18 protein-coding genes and 2 pseudogenes are annotated in these 20,194 nt (G+C 52.0%); 8 read left to right on the forward strand and 12 right to left on the reverse strand.

The window, feature by feature from the left end:
* Positions 1-74 precede the first annotated feature (74 nt).
* The 5 genes from KDD30_RS14960 (at position 75) to KDD30_RS24890 (ending at position 7,143) form a co-directional block, all read left to right on the forward strand.
* Positions 75-2,393, forward strand: a complete 2,319-nt coding sequence (locus KDD30_RS14960; protein ID WP_211646537.1) for a Tex family protein — start codon at positions 75-77, stop codon at positions 2,391-2,393.
* 396 nt (positions 2,394-2,789) lie between these two features.
* Positions 2,790-4,058, forward strand: a complete 1,269-nt coding sequence (locus KDD30_RS14965; RefSeq protein ID WP_211646538.1) for an IS4 family transposase — start codon at positions 2,790-2,792, stop codon at positions 4,056-4,058.
* Between the two features lie 843 nt (positions 4,059-4,901).
* Positions 4,902-5,645, forward strand: coding sequence for an ATP-binding cassette domain-containing protein (locus KDD30_RS14970; RefSeq protein WP_211646539.1), 744 nt, complete (start codon positions 4,902-4,904; stop codon positions 5,643-5,645).
* A gap of 1 nt (position 5,646) precedes the next feature.
* Positions 5,647-6,330: an ABC-2 family transporter protein gene (locus KDD30_RS14975; RefSeq protein WP_211646540.1), complete on the forward strand. Its 684-nt coding sequence runs from the start codon at positions 5,647-5,649 to the stop codon at positions 6,328-6,330.
* A gap of 90 nt (positions 6,331-6,420) precedes the next feature.
* Positions 6,421-7,143 (forward strand): ABC-2 family transporter protein, encoded by a 723-nt coding sequence (locus KDD30_RS24890; RefSeq protein WP_371826099.1) that lies wholly within the window; start codon positions 6,421-6,423, stop codon positions 7,141-7,143.
* A 45-nt stretch (positions 7,144-7,188) separates the two neighbouring features.
* On the opposite strand, the gene KDD30_RS14985 is transcribed toward KDD30_RS24890, so the two are convergent.
* On the reverse strand, positions 7,189-7,653 hold the full coding sequence (locus KDD30_RS14985; RefSeq protein WP_211646542.1) for an ATP-dependent Lon protease: 465 nt from the start codon (positions 7,651-7,653) through the stop codon (positions 7,189-7,191).
* A gap of 143 nt (positions 7,654-7,796) precedes the next feature.
* Positions 7,797-8,609, reverse strand: coding sequence for a pimeloyl-ACP methyl ester esterase BioH (gene bioH / locus KDD30_RS14990; RefSeq protein WP_211646543.1), 813 nt, complete (start codon positions 8,607-8,609; stop codon positions 7,797-7,799).
* A gap of 49 nt (positions 8,610-8,658) precedes the next feature.
* On the opposite strand from bioH, the gene KDD30_RS14995 reads away from it, so the two are divergent.
* Together KDD30_RS14995 and nfuA are read left to right on the forward strand one after the other, a co-directional pair.
* Complete coding sequence (locus KDD30_RS14995) at positions 8,659-9,354, forward strand: ComF family protein (protein WP_249199157.1); 696 nt, start codon at positions 8,659-8,661, stop codon at positions 9,352-9,354.
* A gap of 99 nt (positions 9,355-9,453) precedes the next feature.
* On the forward strand, positions 9,454-10,032 hold the full coding sequence (nfuA, locus tag KDD30_RS15000; protein WP_211650073.1) for a Fe-S biogenesis protein NfuA: 579 nt from the start codon (positions 9,454-9,456) through the stop codon (positions 10,030-10,032).
* 173 nt (positions 10,033-10,205) lie between these two features.
* Here nfuA and KDD30_RS15005 read toward each other — a convergent pair whose 3' ends face one another.
* The 6 genes and pseudogenes from KDD30_RS15005 to KDD30_RS15030 all read right to left on the reverse strand — a co-directional run bounded on the left by KDD30_RS15005 (position 10,206) and on the right by KDD30_RS15030 (position 15,496).
* Positions 10,206-10,562 carry a 3D domain-containing protein gene (locus KDD30_RS15005; RefSeq protein WP_371826100.1) on the reverse strand — a complete coding sequence of 119 codons (357 nt, stop codon included), beginning with the start codon at positions 10,560-10,562 and terminating at the stop codon, positions 10,206-10,208.
* 143 nt (positions 10,563-10,705) lie between these two features.
* Complete coding sequence (gene dinF, locus KDD30_RS15010) at positions 10,706-12,055, reverse strand: MATE family efflux transporter DinF (protein WP_211646545.1); 1,350 nt, start codon at positions 12,053-12,055, stop codon at positions 10,706-10,708.
* Positions 12,056-12,135: 80 nt separating this feature from the next.
* A complete protein-coding gene (gene cyoE, locus KDD30_RS15015; RefSeq protein WP_211646546.1) occupies positions 12,136-13,062 on the reverse strand; it encodes a heme o synthase in 927 nt (308 codons plus the stop codon).
* 35 nt (positions 13,063-13,097) lie between these two features.
* Positions 13,098-14,224 (reverse strand): annotated as a pseudogene (locus KDD30_RS15020) (heme A synthase).
* A gap of 28 nt (positions 14,225-14,252) precedes the next feature.
* Positions 14,253-14,798: a cytochrome oxidase gene (locus tag KDD30_RS15025; RefSeq protein ID WP_211646547.1), complete on the reverse strand. Its 546-nt coding sequence runs from the start codon at positions 14,796-14,798 to the stop codon at positions 14,253-14,255.
* Positions 14,795-15,496, reverse strand: a complete 702-nt coding sequence (locus KDD30_RS15030) for an SURF1 family protein (protein ID WP_211646548.1) — start codon at positions 15,494-15,496, stop codon at positions 14,795-14,797. Before KDD30_RS15030 ends, KDD30_RS15025 begins: the two co-directional genes overlap by 4 nt.
* 52 nt (positions 15,497-15,548) lie before the next feature.
* On the opposite strand from KDD30_RS15030, the gene KDD30_RS15035 reads away from it, so the two are divergent.
* Positions 15,549-15,755 carry a DUF2909 domain-containing protein gene (locus KDD30_RS15035; protein ID WP_211646549.1) on the forward strand — a complete coding sequence of 69 codons (207 nt, stop codon included), beginning with the start codon at positions 15,549-15,551 and terminating at the stop codon, positions 15,753-15,755.
* Positions 15,756-15,764: 9 nt separating this feature from the next.
* Here KDD30_RS15035 and KDD30_RS15040 read toward each other — a convergent pair.
* The 4 genes and pseudogenes from KDD30_RS15040 to coxB all read right to left on the reverse strand — a co-directional run bounded on the left by KDD30_RS15040 (position 15,765) and on the right by coxB (position 19,996).
* Positions 15,765-16,666 (reverse strand): annotated as a pseudogene (locus KDD30_RS15040) (cytochrome c oxidase subunit 3).
* Positions 16,667-16,674: 8 nt separating this feature from the next.
* The gene (locus tag KDD30_RS15045) at positions 16,675-17,226 is read right to left on the reverse strand and encodes a cytochrome c oxidase assembly protein (protein WP_211646550.1); all 552 of its coding nucleotides are present in this window, start codon (positions 17,224-17,226) and stop codon (positions 16,675-16,677) included.
* A gap of 9 nt (positions 17,227-17,235) precedes the next feature.
* Positions 17,236-18,837 (reverse strand): cytochrome c oxidase subunit I, encoded by a 1,602-nt coding sequence (gene ctaD, locus KDD30_RS15050; RefSeq protein ID WP_211646551.1) that lies wholly within the window; start codon positions 18,835-18,837, stop codon positions 17,236-17,238.
* Between the two features lie 13 nt (positions 18,838-18,850).
* Positions 18,851-19,996, reverse strand: a complete 1,146-nt coding sequence (gene coxB / locus KDD30_RS15055; RefSeq protein WP_211646552.1) for a cytochrome c oxidase subunit II — start codon at positions 19,994-19,996, stop codon at positions 18,851-18,853.
* Positions 19,997-20,194: the final 198 nt, after the last annotated feature.

Consider the following 20,194-nt stretch of genomic DNA (forward strand, 5'->3'; position numbering starts at 1 on the left):
GGCTTGGGCGCTGACTGGCGTGCGGAATTGTGGTTAGATGGACCCCCTGAGAAAACTGTAGCCAAAGGAAATCTATGACCGCGAGTATCCATCACCTGATTGCGTCTGAACTGAACGTCAAAACGCAGCAGGTTGCCGCAGCCGTGGCGCTACTCGATGACGGCAATACCGTCCCTTTTATCGCCCGTTACCGGAAAGAAGTCACCGACGGGCTGGACGATACCCAACTGCGTAATCTGGAGTCCCGCCTGGGCTACCTGCGCGAGCTGGAAGACCGCCGTCAGGTGATCCTCAAATCCATCACGGAGCAGGATAAACTCACACCGGCCCTGGAAGCCGAAATCTTATCCGCCGACAGCAAAACACGGCTGGAAGATCTGTACCTGCCGTACAAACCCAAGCGCCGCACCAAAGGTCAGATCGCGATTGAAGCCGGTCTGGAACCGCTCGCGGATCTGCTGTGGTCACAACCAGGCAACGATCCGGAAACCGCTGCCGCAAGCTATGTGTCTGCCGACAAAGGTGTGGCCGATACCAAAGCGGCACTGGATGGCGCGCGTGCGATTTTAATGGAACGTTTTGCCGAAGACGCCGCCCTGCTGGATAAAATCCGCCGCCACTTGCAATCCAATGCCGAGCTGACCGCGCGCGTGGTGGAAGGTAAAGCGCAGGAAGGCGCGAAGTTCAAAGACTACTTCGAGCACAATGAAAAACTGTCTCAGGTGCCGTCGCACCGGGCGCTGGCCATGTTCCGTGGCCGTAATGAAGGTGTGCTGCAACTGGCACTGAATGCGGATCCAAATCAGGAAGAAGGCGTTCGTGGCTCTTACTGTGAAGTCATGATTGCCGATCACTATGGCGTCAATCTGGGCAGCCAGCCAGCCGACAGCTGGCGCAAGCAGGTGATCAGCTGGGCCTGGCGTATCAAGATTCTGATGCACATGGAAACCGAGCTGATGGCCGCCCTGCGTGAGAAAGCCGAAGACGGCGCCATGCAGGTATTTGCCGATAACCTAAAAGATCTGCTGATGGCCGCCCCTGCCGGTCCGCGCATGACACTGGCGCTCGATCCGGGCCTGCGTACCGGGTGCAAAGTCGCTGTCGTTGACAGCACGGGTAAGCTGGTTGATACCGCCACCATTTATCCGCACCAGCCGCAGAAGCAGGTGGCTCAGTCGGCCGCGACGGTGCTGGCGCTGATCACCAAACACAATGTCGATCTGATTGCGATCGGGAACGGAACTGCTTCACGTGAAACCGACAGCTTTGTCGCCCAGCTTCTGAAAGACAACCATCTGAAGATTCAGAGCGTCATGGTCAGTGAAGCGGGCGCATCGGTGTATTCCGCATCTGAACTGGCGGCCAACGAATTCCCGAATCTGGATGTATCGCTGCGTGGCGCAGTTTCCATTGGCCGTCGCTTGCAGGATCCGCTGGCCGAGCTGGTGAAAATCGATCCGAAATCTATCGGTGTGGGCCAGTATCAGCACGATGTCAGCCAGAGTAATCTGGCGAAACGTCTGGATGCCGTGGTCGAGGACTGTGTGAACGCCGTTGGTGTGGATGTGAATACCGCCTCACCGGCACTGTTAACCCGCGTTGCAGGTCTGTCGGCCGCCATTGCCAGCAATATTGTGGCTTACCGTGACGAGCACGGCCGGTTTGAATCGCGCACCACACTGAAAAAAGTCTCCCGTCTGGGCCCCAAAGCTTTTGAGCAGTGTGCTGGTTTCCTTCGGATCATGCAGGGGAAAAACCCGCTGGATGCCTCTGCGGTTCACCCGGAATCATATGATGTCGTTAAAAGCATTGCCGCGAAAAACAACAAGCCGCTGGATGCTCTGATTGGCAACAGTGAATTCCTGCGCGGTCTGAAAGCATCCGACTACACCACCGAAGACGTTGGCCTGCCAACGGTGACCGACATTATTAGCGAGCTAGACAAACCGGGCCGCGATCCGCGTCCTGAATTCAAGACCGCAACGTTTGCCGAAGGCATTCATGAAGTGAAAGATCTGGTGCCGGGCATGGTGCTGGAAGGCGTGATCACCAATGTGACCAACTTCGGCGCCTTTGTTGATGTCGGTGTGCATCAGGATGGTCTGGTCCACATTTCTGCGCTGTCGGACAAGTTTGTTTCAGATCCGCGCGAAGTTGTGAAAGCTGGTGATGTGGTGAAAGTGAAAGTGATGGAAGTCGACTTGCAGCGTAAGCGCATTGGCATGTCGATGCGCCTGAGCGATGAACCGGGTCAGGAAGCCGAGCGCAAGCCGAAAGGTGGTGCCCGTCCAAACGACCAGCGTCGCACGCCCCGCCAGCCGCGCGAGAATCAGCCAGGTAACAGTGCTATGGGTGGCGCCTTTGCCGCGGCATTTGCCAAAGCGAAAAAGTAACACGATTTGCATTCAGGCAAGATGACAAAGGCGGGCACTCCCCGCCTTTTTCAGTTCTGTATGAAAGGCACCAATCCCTTCTGATCATCAATCGCCATTCTCAGCCACCAGAAAAATCATATTTGTATCCATCTTAATTTGGGAACAACCTATTCTATCTCTCGTTCTGGTGCCTTCTGATGAAGCGAAAACTCATCGCTCAAGTGCAACACGCTCTGACTCAGCCAAGTGTCATTCTTAATAAATTCGCGAGGCTACTTGAACACAAAACATGCCCTAAACCTTATCCATAGACAGGATCTTTAGCTCTAACCCCATATTTTAGATAGAAAAAAGGCTTCACTTATGATCTGATAATCGTCGCCAAACAAACAACCAGAATCAACCGTGAAGCCGATGACGATTATCTCTTTAAAAAAGCAACTGGTGCAATTCTTCGATGCCAGTTTTCTCGAAAAAACTGCAAGAAAGTGTGGTTTTACTCAGCGGGCCAGAGCAATTCAGCCTCAACAATTGGTACTCAGCCTTCTCGCGGCTTTGAGCAAGGGCAATTGCCACGCCATTGCCGACCTTCATCGCCAGTTCAACGGGATGTGTCTGAGTGAAAAGCAAAATGTGGCTTATAAGCCTTTTCATAACCAGTTGCGAAAAGATAGTTTTGCCGACTTTATGAAAGAGCTGGTCAAATTTGCAATAGTTCAGCTGTTCCAGAAGAGTTCGCGTTCAATGCCAGCAAATTTATCTCATTTCGACGATGTTATTCTGCAGGATGGCAGTTCTTTTCGAGTTCACGACGGACTTCGTGAGGTTTTTCCAAGCCGCTTCAAAAACTATCCTGCTGCGATTGAATGTCATATGACCATGTCGCTGTTTGACCAGTCACCAAAAACGATGACAGTAACGGCAGATACAGCATCTGAGCGGACGTACTTGCCCACACCTGGCAACCTAGAGAAAAAATTGCTTTTAGCCGATGCTGGCTATGTGGATTTTAGCTATTTCGAGCAACTTTCTCGTCATAACGGCCATTTTATCGTCCGTGGCGGTAAATCACTGAACCCAACAATTGTTAGTGCCCACAATGGCAATGGTCGGCGTTTACCAAGATTAATAGATATGAAACTCAAGGATATTAGCCGAAAAACTAACCGCTCCGAAGTTCTTGACCTGAGATGCAAGCGAGGAAAGTACGAGTTCCGGGTGGTGCGTCGATGGTTCGCTGAAGAAAAGCGTTTTTGTCTGTGGTTGACAAACTTGCCGACATCACAATTTTCAGCAGACGATATCATGGCGCTCTATCGGTGCCGATGGCAAATTGAGTTGCTATTCAAGGAGTTAAAGTCGCATACGAATTGGCGTCGTTTTGTAACGGCACAAAAAGCCATTGCTGAGGGGCTGATTTGGGCCAGTTTGCTAGCGCTGATTGTTCGGCGAAGTATTGCCATAACCAGCCTGCCGTCAGTATCTGTATTAAAAGCGGCAAAAAATGTTGATGTTTGGCTACTTCCAATATTGGAAAGCTTGATGCACCAAGCAAGGTCTGAAATATCAGGGCGACTGGAATGGGCTATGGTATATATATCAATGAATGCTCGCAAAGCAGCTCAGAGAAAATCCAAGAAAGACAGAACCTTAGATGGAATTTATGAAAAGCTTAATGCTTAAGGTCCTGTCTATGAAACCTTATCTATTTGCGTTTAGGCTTGTTCGATAGACCCGTCGCTGAATGAGCTTAGAACGGTGCTTTTTTGGATATACCTCCAGAGAAAGCTATTCAAATTTTTGTTCAGTGCTCTGTTCATACAATGTTGCTTTCGGTCAACAAGCAGTGGATAGAAGAAATCAGTATTGGCTTTACTCATACATCCAATTTTCATCACTCTTCAGAGGTAATTTCTGAAATTTCGTGACAGAAATCCAATAAAGCGAAATTGTTAATATCATCAATTTCATCGAACCTTACATATAAATCATGTTATTTAATAACCACTCAATAAAGATAATTTATTTAAGAACAAATATTCGTTAGTTTTATTTGCCAATTGAGACAGGAGCAATTATGAATACTCACTACTTTCAATTGGTTACTTCGATATTCAGTTTGTATTTGAATCTGACATATAACACAACAATTAAACCATAAGGGAATACTGTTCTGGTGGTTAGCATTCAATCTCAACCATCTGATCAATCACGGTAAAGTCAATAAAAACAGTCGTGGTTGAGGTTAAGGCGCACGCTATGAATTTGAAGTGTTCATTTTTGATGAAGTTGGAAATTTCTTCCAAAGATCATCCCCCGACTCCTTGCTGAAATAAATGAGTTCTTTGCTCAAAACTCAGCCAGCAGCACACAAGATAAGGCGTAATTTTTGTATATAAGAATCAGTGAACTCGAAGGTTTCTCAACCGTTCTACAGACCCGTTAATTTTATCCACGCCAAAAAATCAGAACATGACATCCAAAATGTATTGTCTGATCATAAACAACAAAAGCAATAGGCATACCATGTTCATGATTGATATCCAATGTCTGAGCAAGACATACCTCATAAAAAAAAGCGTCTCTCTATTCTCATCAGAGACGATTGAAATCACTGGAATCAGTGATGTTAACTTGCAAGTAAATCAAGGGGAGGTTATTGGTATCGTTGGAAATAACGGTGCAGGAAAATCCACCCTTCTTAAGTGCATTGCAGGTCTGATTCATCCGACCTGCGGAACAATAACCGTGATGGGATATAATCCTCATGAAAAGTCTAAGAATTTCCTCTCTGAAATATCGTTTATCTCTGGAAGACGGGATTCTCTGCTGTGGGACCTGCCTGTTATTGATTCTTTTAAGCTTCATTGCCATGTATACCATATCCACAAACCATTGATAAATACACGTATTGAGCAAGCCCTTGAAGCGTTTGATCTAAAGACGCTCATCCAGCGGCAAACGAAGACCCTTAGTCTTGGGGAGCGAATGCGAATCGAACTGGCTAAGGCCACTCTGCATGACCCTGAAATTTTTATCTTGGATGAACCAACACTTGGCTTAGATTTGAAGTCTCAAACGCGTTTACGAAATTATATCAAAAACCTTTCGAGTCAACGTAACCGTACCATTTTAATCTCATCTCATAATATGGATGATATCAAAAGCCTATCTTCCCGCATCGTCGAGATTGATGGTGGCCAACTCAAAGAATTACGCCGTGGTTTGGAAGAATACACTCAAAAGTACGTAAACATGAAGGAGGCATAAGGTGGCTCATTATTTCCCAATGATACTTCTTCACTGCAAGGAGATATTTTTCCTTAAGATTAACTATCTATCTTACTTGTCATATGGCTTGTTTCCTTTGCTGATGTTTGCTGCTTCATCCAGCATTTTCCCTGATATGCCCTCGATGAGTCTGTATTACTTATCAATTTTCATAACGTCTCAGTTAGTGAATGGATGGACATCCACGGTTGTTGCGACAGAAATAATGACGGGAAAAATTGGTAACCGCCTTTTGTATCCCGTGAATTACAGATTGCAGCACGCTCTATTTCGTGTGGCTTCAGTGATGACAGTCATCCCTGTCATTGCAGTGGTGATAATCCCACTTATATTGCTTGGGAAGATGCCTGAGTTTGCATCGGAGAACCTCCCTATATGGTTTTTATCAATAATTATATCTATTGTGATTCAATTTCAAATATCCATGATATTGGGATGGATAACGACTTGGAGTGAACGATCTCGCAACGTGACTATGCTTTGGTTTTCATTACTGCAGATCTTATCTGGAGTCATGTTCCCATTGAGTTATTTCCCTAAAGCGATATTAGAAGCGCTATTCTATACGCCTTTCCCTTATTTCTTTTATATTCCGACTGTCATATTGATTGAAGGCGATCACCATCTACTATTACCACAGCTGATTTGTCTTGGGGATGTATGATTTTGTCTCGGCTTGTGGAGCGAACCGCGAATAAGAAGATTATTTGTTATGGATTTTAAGATTATCATACTGTTGACTCGCATTAGACTGATGAGCATCAAAGACTATAAACTTGATTTTTGTTTTTCTTTACTATACGCAGTCATTGAAACTTGTGGGATTTTATTCTTAATCAGTTTTATCATGAATACCCAGACATTGACGACCCAAGTAAGCCATATTGACATTTTACTTTTCGTTGGGATATACCGGTTAACTCACGGGTTAGTCTTTTCATTATTTATGGATAGAGTTTTATCACTGGCGAACACCGTAAGATCAGGCGAGCTTGATTCTTTTTTAACCGTCCCCAGAAATGCAGAGTCTTATTACTTTTTAGGTGACCCAAATTCTCGTGGGCTACCGAGCCTCTTTATCGGACTGATACTGATCGCGTTATCACAATATGAAATGAACTTACTCACTTTTTCTCATATCATATTCTGTCAAATGATAGCGGTTTGGTTCATTTACAACATATTTGTCTCCATAGCTGCACTTCTAGCAAATGTCATCAATTCAGGTCCACTGAACGCTATTTTCACCAATTACTTTAGCATGGTGCAGATAAGCTACATGGGGATAACAGGAAACAGTATTACAGCATTGCTCTTCCTCCCGTTCACCTTAGTGTGCTGGTTTCCCTATCAACTCATCACAACAGGTAACCTATCTGTTTATAGTTACCTGTTGATGATGCTTGTCACATCTATCTTTTTACGGAAGTGGACATGGCATCATCTACTGAAGCATTACAATAGTGCAAATGCATAAGGTCATCGCATGAATTTTAAAATTCACTTTGAAAAACGCAGGCAATCAAACAATCTTCAGCATTTCGGTGGGCGGGTTCGGGACGGTGGACTGGGCATATTTATAGCGGATCACACTGCGAATTCGTTCCATATTGCTGATTTGTGCCAGCTCTTCCAGTAATGCTCGGGGTAAACGGATGTGCATGCTATAGCCAAGTTCACTGACATCCTTCATGTAACTGTCGGCAGACAACGCCAGCACCAGCTGTTCAAAATCCTGCTGATAGCCGTAACCACGCGACACCGGCTGATCAAGAGACTCGTAGCCCGGATGTTCACTGGGATCCCAGCCCGGACGTTTCATCTGCTTTTCATCACCTTTCAGGGATGGTTCGCTGCCCGATTCCAGGCTGGCACTGGCCGGACGAACTTTGCTGCGCACTTTATTATCACGGGCAGCCTGCTCGGTCATCGGATTCACCGAGGGTGCCAGTGTTGGCATACTGACATTCAAGGGCGACACGATCATGTTGAGACGACTCCTTCAGGCAACCAGCGCGACCCTGACACATCCGTGGTATTGTCGAGCGACGTATTGATAATTCTAAAGATGGCAGAATTCAGCTGCCTGTACTCAGAGCTTATCGGCCAGAGGACTTTTAACTTTAATCTTTATACCAGAGTGGTCGCTGGCGCTGGAATCCTTCCCTCCGCCATAAAGGCTTTCAGCGTATGCAGAAAGTCCTCCGGATGAGAAATAAAGGGCGCATGAGACGCCTTGGTGAAGACCATTTTATGAGAATCCGGCGCCAGCTGATCCATGTCTGCAGCCACTTTGGCGGGCACCAGCCCATCCAGTCGGCCATACATCCGCAGCCAGGGCTGGCGAATCCTGCTCAGTGCCTCACGCAGATCAACGTCCGCCAGCATCTCCAACCCTGCAGTTAGTGCAGACGGTGTCGGCTGGGGTCGTGACAGAACGGCCTGTTTGAGCAGCTTGATATCCTGCCTTGCCGTTGGGCTGCCCATGGCCTGGAGCGCCATGAAACGCTCCACCGTTAAAGCAAAGTCGTCACGCAGCTGTTGCTGGAAATCACGCAGCACTTGTGGCTGAATGCCACGCCAGCGGCCATTGGCAGCAAAACAGGGAGAGCTCGCCACCGTGATGAGTTTACTGATGCGATCCGGGGCCAGCAGTGACGCTTGTTTGGCAACCAGCCCGCCCAGAGACCAGCCAAGCCAGACGGCCTGCGCCGGTGCGTCAGCCAGAATGGCCTGTGCCATGGCAGATACTGAGTCCGCTGCCACATCAGCACTGTGGCCATAACCCGGCATATCGACCACATGAACCCGGTACAGCGCACTGAGCTGTGGGATCAGGTGCTGCCAGACCGCGCCATTCATGCCCCAGCCATGAATGAGAACCAGATCGGAACCCTGCCCCGACTCCGGGCCAAATGTTTGCCAGTAAACCGACGCCGCCATGTACACTTCCTTCACCTGAGAAAACCGGATGGCAAGGATGTTATCCCCTGTGACGCGAAGATCAATCTTTCGTTGGCCAAATCCGCAATGCGGACTCTGCCGCTTACCACTGCGTGACGATGATCACCTGTGGTGTCAGACTTGCCTGACCAGCCTGCCGCAGCCACCTTACTGCCAGCATTGCGGCGCTACCACGTTAGATGCCAGTCCCCACTGTGGTTTTTGCCTGCGCACACCGCCACACTGGGATCGGCTGGTGCGGTTGGGTGAGTATGGCTTCCCGCTGAATCGTCTGATCCAGCAGTTTAAGTTCCAACGTCAATTCTGGCTGGGGCCACCGCTTGCCAGGTTGCTGGCTGCTCAGATCACAGCGCCCGCACCTTTGTTGCTGCCTGTGCCCCTACACCCTTGGCGGCGACTGCTACGCGGTTTTAACCAGAGTACCGTGCTGGCCACAGCCCTGGCTGCCAGCCTGAATACGACGGTTGATACGCAAAGCCTACGCCGTATCCAGCGCGCTTTGCCGCAGCATCAGTTATCCCGGCAGGCCCGTCTGCAGAATCTGCAACAGGCATTTATACTCAAAGAAAGAAAGTGGCCCGAACATGTCGCCATTGTTGATGATGTGGTCACCACTGGCAGCACGGTGTCTGTCCTGTCCCGGCTGCTGCGCGAGCAAGGCGTCCGACAGATCGATATCTACTGCCTGGGCTTCACCCCACCCCCCAAAGTCTCGGTGCGGTGAACTGTTCAAAAAAACCACACAAGATTCAGGGGTGCGAGTTTGATCGCCAAAGAGTAGAATAGGTTTTACGCTTACTAAGTCAGGTATAACGTCGTGTCTATGATTACTATTACAGAAACTGCACAACAGCATTTCGTCAAGCTGCTGGCCCAGCAGCCGGAAGGAACCAGCATCCGTGTCTTCGTGGTGAACCCGGGTACACCGAACGCTGAGTGCGGCGTGTCTTACTGTCCGCCGGAAGCGGTTGAGGCCAGCGACACTGAACTCAAATTCGACATGTTCTCTGCCTATGTCGATGAACTGAGCCTGCCCTTTCTTGCTGATGCCGAGATCGATTTTGTCACCGACAAAATGGGCTCTCAGCTGACCCTGAAAGCACCAAACGCCAAAGTCCGTAAAGTTTCAGACGATGCGCCCCTGATGGAGCGTGTGGACTATGTGATTCAGACTCAGATCAACCCGCAGCTGTCGGGTCACGGTGGTCATGTGTCGCTGTCTGAAATTACCGAAGACGGTGTAGCGATTCTGCAGTTCGGTGGCGGCTGTAACGGCTGTTCCATGGTTGATGTCACCCTGAAAGAAGGGATTGAGAAGCAACTGCTGGCTGAATTCAGCGGTGAACTCAAAGGAGTGCGTGACGTCACGGAGCACGCCCGCGGCGACCACTCTTACTACTGATTCGTGTTTTGGGGCGTGCGCAACCCTACCCGCGCGCCGAGACAGCGAACACTCCGTGAACACTCCGTGAACACAAAAAAAGCCGCGATTGCGGCTTTTTTTATACTTTGGGCTTAATGCCTATCAGGATAATCAGGCTATCGTGCGATTATTCGGCTAGGTATTTTGCTTGATCAGGTTTCAATAACGGTGATAGTGACTGATCGTCGGCCCCAGTTCTTGGCTGCCCGGACATCACGTCCCATATAGATATCAATTTTCTTTGACCAGCGGCGGTGCATTTTATCCAGCACCACATACTCACCCGGCAGACCGGAAATCTTCACTTTCGAACCGTGCTTCAAGCCCATTTTCAAAAGGTCGCGAGAGACTGCAATGGCCTTCATGCCCGGTTTAAGTCGGTCTCCCCAGGCAGCAATCGATGGGTTACTGTCTGTTTGTGCAGGTACCGAATTATAGGCGGTTGCCGTCACTTTCAGCTTGGCTCCCGAGGGCATTGCACTCGCATGAAAGCACCAGCCTAAACTCATAATTACCAATAAAAAAACACCGAACTTTTGTTTCATTTTCAACCTATCCCAACCAAAAACAGGTTACATTTTAAACACTTTCAATGATAAAGGATAGATTTTTAAACCCAAGACGGCTTATTGAACAGCATAAAATATGCTAACTATTTGTTGGTACAGGCCTCTTCAAGGAAAATATTTTTTTGCCACTGATAGGCAAAAATAGCCGCAAGCGACAGCCCCCGCATGCCCAGAAAACCGAGCATGGCCGCCCATAAGGCGTGATTGCCAAACGCCTGGAACCATTGCCAGATCAGAAAGAATGTACAGGTGGCAACAAACATACTGTTGCGCATTTCCCGCCCGCGGGTAGCACCGATAAAAATACCGTCCAGCAGAAAACACCACATGGAGACCAGCGGCACGGCGGCCAGCCACGGCAGATACCGCACAGCTTCTGCCTGAACCGAAGGAATGTCAGAAATCAGACGGATAATCTGCGGACCGAAACAGACAAATGCCAGGGTCATGACAAGCGAAATCACCAGACTCCAGAACGTCGTCCCGATCAGCGAACGTCCCAGCGCATCCCGGTTTCTGGCCCCGATAGCTTGACCCACCATGGCCTCCATTGCATACGCAAAGCCATCCATGCCGTAAGACACCAGCATCAGAAAACTCATCAGCACTGCATTGGCTGCCACAACATGATCACCCAGGCTGGCCCCCTGAAAGGTCATAAAACTGAATGCCAGTTGCAGGCATAAGCTGCGCAGGAAGATATCCCGGTTCAGTCGCAGCAATCGCCCCATGCCTTGCCGGATTTTATCCAGCTGGGTGTTCCAGCGGGGCAAATTCAGGACGACCCACTGCCGTGATACAAAATAGAACCCAAGCAGCATCCCGCTGTATTCTGCAATCACAGAGGCAGCGGCAGCCCCTTTCACTTGCCAGCCCAGCCCCAGTACGAAGAGCACATCCAGCAGAATATTGACGCTGTTGGTGATGATCAGCAGCCACATCGGTAATCGGGCATTCTGACTGCCAAGCAGCCAGCCCATGATCACGAAATTTGCCAGCGCGGCAGGCGCGCCCCAGATCCGGATGGAAAAATACTGCTCCGCATAGGTTTTCACGGCATCGCTGGCATCACTGAAATGAAAGACCGCGCCGAGGATCAGACTGTGGCCTGCAATCAGCAGCAGCGCCAGCCCCCACGCCAGCGCGATGCCCTGCAGAAACACAGCCGCATGGGCAGGTTTGTTGCTGGCGCCATAGGCCTGAGCACAGAGCCCCGTTGTCGCCATTCGCAGAAAGCCCAGCAGCCAGAAGGTCACACTGATCATCATGCCACCGACGGCCACGCCCCCTAAATACCACGCGTGCTCCAGATGACCAATGACTGCGGCATCCACCAGCCCAAGCAGCGGAACCGTGATATTGGACAACACCATGGGAAACGCCAGCGTAAAAACCTGACGGTGGAGGGAGATATCTTTTAATGCGGCCAGCACGGCAATACCTTATTGTTCAATCCATTCAGCCGCACAGTGTAAGGGGTGACCGGCAGCGACACAATCCGCCGCCGGTTTCCTCAGGCGATCAGGGCCTGCAACCAGTGGTCGGCCAGCAGCACCACAAATAAACCCAGCAAATGCCAGATGGAATACTTGAATGTTGCCCATGCATGGCCGGGCTCATCCGCAAATTTCAGCTTCAGCGCATAAGCCACAAAGCCCAGATTCAATGCAAGGCTTCCCGCCAGATACAGCATCCCACTCATGCCGGTCAGCCATGGCATCAGGCCAATCAAAGTAAGGAGCAGGGTATAAAGCAGCACCATTGTCTTCGTAAACGCGATGCCATGGGTCACAGGCAACATCGGCACATCAGCCTTGGCGTAATCATCCCGGCGATGAATCGCCAGCGCCCAGAAGTGCGGCGGGGTCCAGGCAAACACCAGCATCACCAGCAGCAATGCATGGGGATCAAACTCACCAGTTACTGCCGCCCAGCCCAGTAAAGGTGGCGCTGCCCCCGCCAGTCCGCCAATCACGATATTCTGGGGAGTCGCGTGCTTGAGCCACACGGTATAAACCAGCGCATAGCCGACCAGACTGGCAAAGGTCAGCCATGCGGTCAGCGCATTGAGTTGCCAGAGCAAGGCAAAACCCAGCACCATCATGCCGCTGGCAAAAATCACCGCATGCAAAGTCGGCACCCGACCACGGGCCAGCGGGCGGTGATGGGTTCGCGCCATCCGGCCGTCAATCCGGCGATCCAGCACATGATTGAACGCTGCGGCAGCAGCGGACTGCAAGCCTATCCCCATCAGCCCTAGCACCACGGCTTTGAGGGGCGGAATCCCCGGCACGGCCAGACACATGCCCACCAGCGCGGTCAGCAACAGCATTGCCACCACCTTGGGTTTGGTCATCATCAGGTAATCCCGGCCAAGCTGTCGCCAGTGGCGACCGGACAGGGCAATCTGGCGCTGTACGACAAGGTTTGATTTAGCCATCTTCTATTCCTCCCTGAATTAACCGGACTTCGGTGTCATCCGCACGTACCCGGCGGGTCTGCCATGTGCAGCCCCCCCTGTCCGTGCCTGCTGTATTTCACCCGGTGAATCGTCGGGCGTTGCGTGAACCGGGCCGTTTCCCGATGACGAGACAACGCCCAGCATGTCGACAATGTTCCCAGCAACAGGCTCAGGCCACCCAGGTTATGAGCAACGGCTACGGGTAAAGGCAAACTGGCCACCACGTTGGTCACCCCCAGCGCAATCTGAATCCCCAGCAATGCCGTGAGACCCAGCGCCGAACGACACCACCCCAACCGCCACAACTGCCAGCACAACAGCAAAACGATTCCCGTAGTGATCATGGCCCCGATTCGGTGTGCAGCATGGATGGAAACCCGCTGATCGAAATTCAACACGCCATACTGATAGGTCTGAAATCCGGGCTGCCAGGGCTCAAAGGCGGTGATATCAAACTTGCTGACCCAGTCGACTTCACACACGGGCAATTGCGTACAGACCACAGCTGCGTAGTTCGCAGCGGTCCACCCGCCCAGCGCAATCTGCATGGCGACAACAACCAAAGCGGCCACGGCTAATCGCCGCACAGACGTCAGGGATGGGGAGACGGCAGGCGGGCCGGACATGACAGCCGGGCGCTGACGTCTGAGCATCCGCAGCCAGAGCACCAGCAGCAGGCTGGCGGTGGTAAAGCCCCCAGTAAATGCCCCATGACCACCACAGGCTTGAGCGCCATAGTCACCGTCCACATCCCCAGTGCGGCCTGAAAAATCACAATCCCCAGTAAAATCAGTGGCATCCTGCGGGGCCGGTCTGCCCGGCGGCAGGCCACTACGTTGATGGCAACAATCAACAGACCCAATGCGCCTGCCACATAACGATGCAGCATCTCATTCCAGGCTTTATGGACTTCAACGGGATGATCCGGAAAGGCTTGCTGCGCCAGTGCATGCTGGGCTTCCGTTTTAGGCACGGTCAGAAATCCGTAACAACCTGGCCAGTCCGGGCAACCCAGCCCGGCTTCTGTCAGCCGGGTATACGCGCCCAGTGCAATCACGGTCACAGATAAGAAAAAGGTCAAACCAACCAGCCAGGTAAACCGCCGGTCGGTCAGGCGGGATTGAGAAGCCAGGCTATCCATCGCTACTCCTTCGCGCATCAATGCGCTATCAGCCAATCTTGGAGACTTTCAGCAGACGCTTCAGATCACGCAGCATATCTTTGCCCTGCGCCAGCACCTGTGTTTTTCCTTCCACCAACGGGTAAGCCAGCATCACATTGCCCTGCGGATCCGCGATATAAATCGCTTCCGCACCATGCTGAAGCTGCCGTAGCTGATCCAGCACGGGCTGCGGTGCGACCCGAATCGCGCCACCTGCAGCGGATGCCTCATCCGCAGGCAGACTCAGATGGCCTTGTCCGGACACCAGAATCAGGCTCGCCACCCGCTCCTGCTCAGCCCCCATGGCCACCGGTACTTGCCGTAAATTGAACAACGCCCCCTGGCAACGGGAGTCGCACTGTTCCGGTAACAGATACACCAGTTGCCACAGACCCCGATTGCCCAGCCAGTCGGAAACAACCGGCTCTTCAAGGAGTTGCCCCCGGTTGGTGACGCCGCCCTGATACCAGTGGCGATCCAGCACCAACTTGGCTAGCAATACAGGTAAGATAAAAACCAGTAACAACAAAATTAAACTGACATGTTTTTTCATCCCTGACTTCCTTTTCTTTCCGGCTTCGTCCGTCGAAGCCACCACCAGGCCATACCGGCCACTGCAACAGCCAGCAGGAACCACTGCGCGGCATAGGCATAATGCTTTTGCGGCCCCATCACCACCGGCTGCCAGTTCTGCTTCAGCGCCAGCGGGTCGTCCGGTGCAATCTGAACCACCCAGGCCGGCAAGGGTAATCCGGTCGCGCTGGCCAGTTCGTCCGGCTTAATATTTTGCACCCGTCGAGGCCAGCTTTCTCCCGGCACCTCCTGCGCCAGCTCTGGGAGTTGCGTCGGAGGCGCAATGAGCCCAGTGATCTGAACCAACCCGTGATGTTCCGGCAATACCGGCAACTCCTCCCGGTATTGCGGCGCGGCAATCCAGCCCAGATTCACCAGCAGCCAGTCCCCGCGTTCCGTCTGAAACGGATAAAACAGGTGGTATCCCGGCCTGCCCTGATCGAGCTGGTTATCCAGCAAGACGGCCCGGCTGTGGTCAAACGTGCCGCTGAGTCTGACCCGGTACCACAAGGGGTCTTCGGGCAGACTGGCGAGACTGAAATAAGTCTGCTCACCCCGAAGTTTGAGTGCAGCCGTTAGGATCTCTTTTTCCTGTCCCCGTGAGATTTGCCACAATCCCAGCTTGACCAAGCCCAGCAGGACCACCAAAGTAAAAAGAACAAACCCTGTCCGTCTCATTGCGTCCTGAACCTCACTTCGGTCGCCGGATACAGCCACACACGGAGTGCCCATGCTGCTGAAAGCCCTGATAATCTGCCTGCTGATCTTTATTGTGTTCAATCTGTTCCGGGCCTTGCCTGTGATGCTCCGGGGCAAACAAAGTAAGCCGATGTCTCACTTTCTCGGTCGCCGGATACTGTTTTCCGTCCTGCTGTTCGCCCTCTTACTGCTGGCGCTAGCCACGGGCCTGATTGATCCCAATCCGCGGCCTTACTAACGCAATGCGCTACAGGATATAAACGAATACGAACAGCCCCAGCCAGACCACATCCACGAAGTGCCAGTACCAGGCCCCTGCCTGAAACGCAAAGTGGCTCTTGGCCGAAAAGTGGCCATTCAAGACCCGCAGCCAGACAATCAACAGAATCAGGGTGCCGAGCGTGACATGCAGGCCGTGAAAACCCGTCAGCATGAAAAAGGTGTTGCCATACACACCGGCATCCAGCGTCAGGTTCATCTCTTCATAGGCATGGATATATTCCACACCCTGCAGGTAAACAAACAGCCCGCCGAGTAGCACCGTCAGCAATAAAAACAGAGTCAGCCGCGGGCGGTTGTCTTTTTCCAGAGCGGTATGTGCCAGATGCACCGTGACTGAAGACGTCAGCAGAATCAGCGTGTTGTACAAAGGGAGACCGATCGGACCCATCGCCTGCGTTTCCGTTCCGCCCGGTGTCATCACCAGCGGCCAATGCGCAATAAATTCCGGCCACAGCACTTCATGAGTCATCGCATTGTTGCCCGCCCCGCCCAGCCAGGGCACGGCAATCATCCGGGCATAGAACAGTGCACCAAAGAATGCAGCAAAGAACATGATTTCCGAGAAAATAAACCAGCTCATGCCCTGCCGGAACGAACGATCCATCTGCGAGCTGTATAACCCGCTCATCGACTCCCGGATCACATCCCGGAACCAACCCACCAGCATAATCAGCAACAGGCCAACCCCAGACATCAGTACCCAGGGCCATTCCCGCCAAACAGCCCGCCGACTGTGGCCCCAGCGCCCATCGCAATCAAAAACAGAGCCACTGCGCCCACAATCGGCCATGCACTGGCCGCCGGGACGTAATAAGGCTCGTGGGGTGGCGTCAGCGACTGATCATGTTCAGAGTATGGATTTGCCATGGTCGACCTCATTGCGTTTGTGCCGCGGGTTCCGGCTGAGCGTTAAACAAGGTATAAGCCAGCGTCAGAGTATTGATGTCCTCTGGCAGCTCGGGATCGATATAGAACAGCAATGGCAATTCTGCCGATGCACCGGCCGCCAGTGGCTGGCGGTTAAAGCAAAAGCATTCAATCTTATTAAAATACTGTGCCCCCTGCCCCGGCGACACCGAAGGCACTGCCTGTCCGACCGTGGCGTGCTTCGTCAGGTTTTTCGCCGCGAACAGTACCTTGTGGGTTTCCCCCGGATGCACCACCATGCGGGTCACTTCAGGTTCGAACTGCCAAGCCATACCCGGATTGATGTACGCCACAAATTCCACCGTGATATTGCGCTTTTCATCCACCTGCTGACTGGCAATGGCCGCCTGATTGGACGTTTTTCCGTTAATTCCGGTGACTTCGCAGAACACGTCATAAAGTGGCACCAGTGCGAAGGCAAAGCCGAACATCCCCAGCGACAATACAATCAGTGTCAGCAGTGACTTCTTCTTGCCTTTGTCTTGGCCGTTGTCAGCCATAGTGCCTCCTTAATCCACCTTCGGTGGCGTTGAGAACGTATGATGAGGCGCGGGTGAAGGCACAGTCCATTCCAGTCCTTCGGCCCCGTCCCAGGGCTTGGCCCCGGCAGGCTCACCGCCGCGGATACACTTGATCAATACCGCCAGGAAAATCAGCTGCGACAGTCCGAACATAAAGCCCCCGATACTGACCACAGCGTTCACATCTGCAAACTGCAAAGCATAGTCCGGGATCCGGCGCGGCATCCCGGCCAGACCGAGGAAGTGCATCGGGAAGAACAGAATGTTCACCGACACCACAGAGCACCAGAAATGCCACTTGGCGAGCCGCTCATCAAACATGTGCCCAGTCCATTTGGGCAGCCAGTAGTAGGCCGCAGCCATGATGGAGAAAATTGCACCGGAGACCAGCACATAGTGGAAGTGCGCGACCACGAAGTAGGTATCATGGTACTGGAAGTCAGCCGGCGTAATTGCCAGCATCAGGCCAGAGAACCCCCCGATGGTAAACAGAATGATAAAAGCAATGGCAAACAACATCGGGACTTCAAACGTCATAGACCCACGCCACATGGTGGCCACCCAGTTGAATACCTTCACCCCCGTCGGCACCGAAATCAGCATGGTGCAGTACATAAAGAAGAGTTCGGCAGCCACCGGCATCCCGGTTGTGAACATATGGTGCGCCCAGACCAGGAAGCTCAACCCGGCAATCGAAGCGGTGGCATACACCATGGAGCTGTAACCGAAGAGTTTCTTACGCGAAAATGCCGGAACAATCGCCGAAACGATCCCGAAACTCGGCAAAATCATGATGTACACTTCAGGGTGACCAAAGAACCAGAAAATATGCTGGAACATCACGGGATCTCCCCCGCCTGCCGCATCGAAAAAGCTAGTGCCGAAATACTTGTCGGTCAGCACCATGGTGACCGCCCCGGCCAGCACCGGCATTACCGCAATCAGCAGAAACGCCGTGATTAGCCAGGTCCAGACAAACAGCGGCATTTTCATGTAAGTCATGCCTGGTGCACGCAGGTTGATAATGGTGACGATGACGTTGATTGCACCCATGATGGAGCTGATCCCCATGATGTGTAGTGCAAACACAAACAAACCAGTGCTTTGCGGACTATACGTGGTCGACAGCGGCGCATAGAAAGTCCAGCCGAAGTTCGGGCCGCCTCCTTCCATAAACAGCGATGCCAGCAACATGGTGAAGGCGAACGGCAGAATCCAGAAGCTCCAGTTATTCATTCGCGGTAATGCCATATCCGGCGCCCCGATCATCATCGGCACCATCCAGTTCGCAAGGCCGGTAAATGCGGGCATCACGGCACCAAAGACCATAATCAGACCGTGAACCGTCGTCATCTGGTTAAAAAAGTTGGGCTCCACCAACTGCAGCCCCGGCTGGAATAACTCCGCCCGGATCACCATTGCCATGGCACCGCCAATCAAAAACATCGCAAAGCTGAACAGCAGATACAGCGTACCGATATCTTTGTGGTTGGTCGTAAACAGCCAGCGCCGAATCCCGTGATGGTGGTGCACTTCATGTGCTGTATGCGTGGTGTCTTCCACCGTCTGTTCGCGCATCATGTCCGTCATGCTTGGTCACTCCCTAAAGCTCTTCGCCTTTCAACACTGCCTGAACTTCTGCAGCCTGCACGGTATCTCCGGTGTCATTGCCCCAGGCATTTCGCTCATAGGTAATCACCGCAGCCAGCTCTTTCAGACTCAGCTGAGGCCCGAATGCCTGCATCGCCGTGCCATTCCGGCCATGAACCACCACGCTGATGTGTTCCAGTTTCTTACCCGGATCCATTGATATCCCTTCTCCAGCCAGCGCCGGGAAGGCACCCGGCAGCCCCTGACCATTCACCTGATGACACACAGCACAACGGGTGTTGTAGACTTTTTCGCCCATGGCCATCAGCTCATCCATCGGCATTTCCATATCCAGCAGACGCTGCTCTTCTTCCCGCGCCTCCCGCTGGGCGGTTTTTGTCACCTGCAGCCATTCTTCATAGTCAGCCTGGGATTTGGCGATCACCACAATGGGCATGAATCCATGGTCCTTCCCGCACAATTCGGCGCACTGCCCCCGGTAAATACCGGGCTCGTCAATCCGGGTCCAGGCTTCATTGATAAAACCTGGGTTGGCATCTTTTTTCACGGCGAATGCGGGCACCCACCAGGAATGAATGACATCCTGAGAGGTCATCAGAAAACGAATTTTCTGGCCGACGGGCAACACCAGCGGATGATCGACTTCCAGCAGGTAATTCTCCCGTTTCTGACGTTCATTCTTGATTTGTGCCTGTGTGGTGGCGAGATTGGAATAAAAAGACACATCTTCACCAAAATAGGTGTAGTGCCATTTCCACTGCGAGCCCGTGATCTGAATGGTGAGATCAGACTGGGTGGTATCTTCCATGGCCAGCAGGGTTTTGGTGGCAGGAATCGCCATCACAATCAGAATCAGAAAGGGGATCAGCGTCCAGAGCAGTTCAACCTTGGTGCTCTCGTGGAAGGACGCAGCAACAGCACCACGTGATTTACGATGATGGATAATGGCCCAGAACATCACGCCAAACACCACCACACCAATCGCCACGCAGATGTAGAAGATCGTCATGTGCAGCGAATAAACCTGCTGACTGACCCCGGTCACTCCCTGAGTCATATTCAGCGGCATGGATGTCGTCTCTGCCCATGCAGGCAACACGAATCCGCCCAGTAATCCGTAAAACAATTGCCGCATCATTCCCTGGATCCCTCCTGCAGTCAGTCCATGTGGTCGCGGCAGTCTGATCACAGGAACAGAGACAGCCGAACCCGCCGGAAAGTCTTCTCAGCGCAAAAAGCTCTTAACAGCTTGTTTACATTTAACTTAGGACAGATTTCGGAGAATGCGCAAAATTTTGCGCAAGAAATAGACAAGGTTCAGGATTCTGCAATATAA

Source organism: Photobacterium sp. GJ3, assembly GCF_018199995.1.
In the GTDB taxonomy this organism is placed as follows: Bacteria; Pseudomonadota; Gammaproteobacteria; order Enterobacterales; family Vibrionaceae; genus Photobacterium.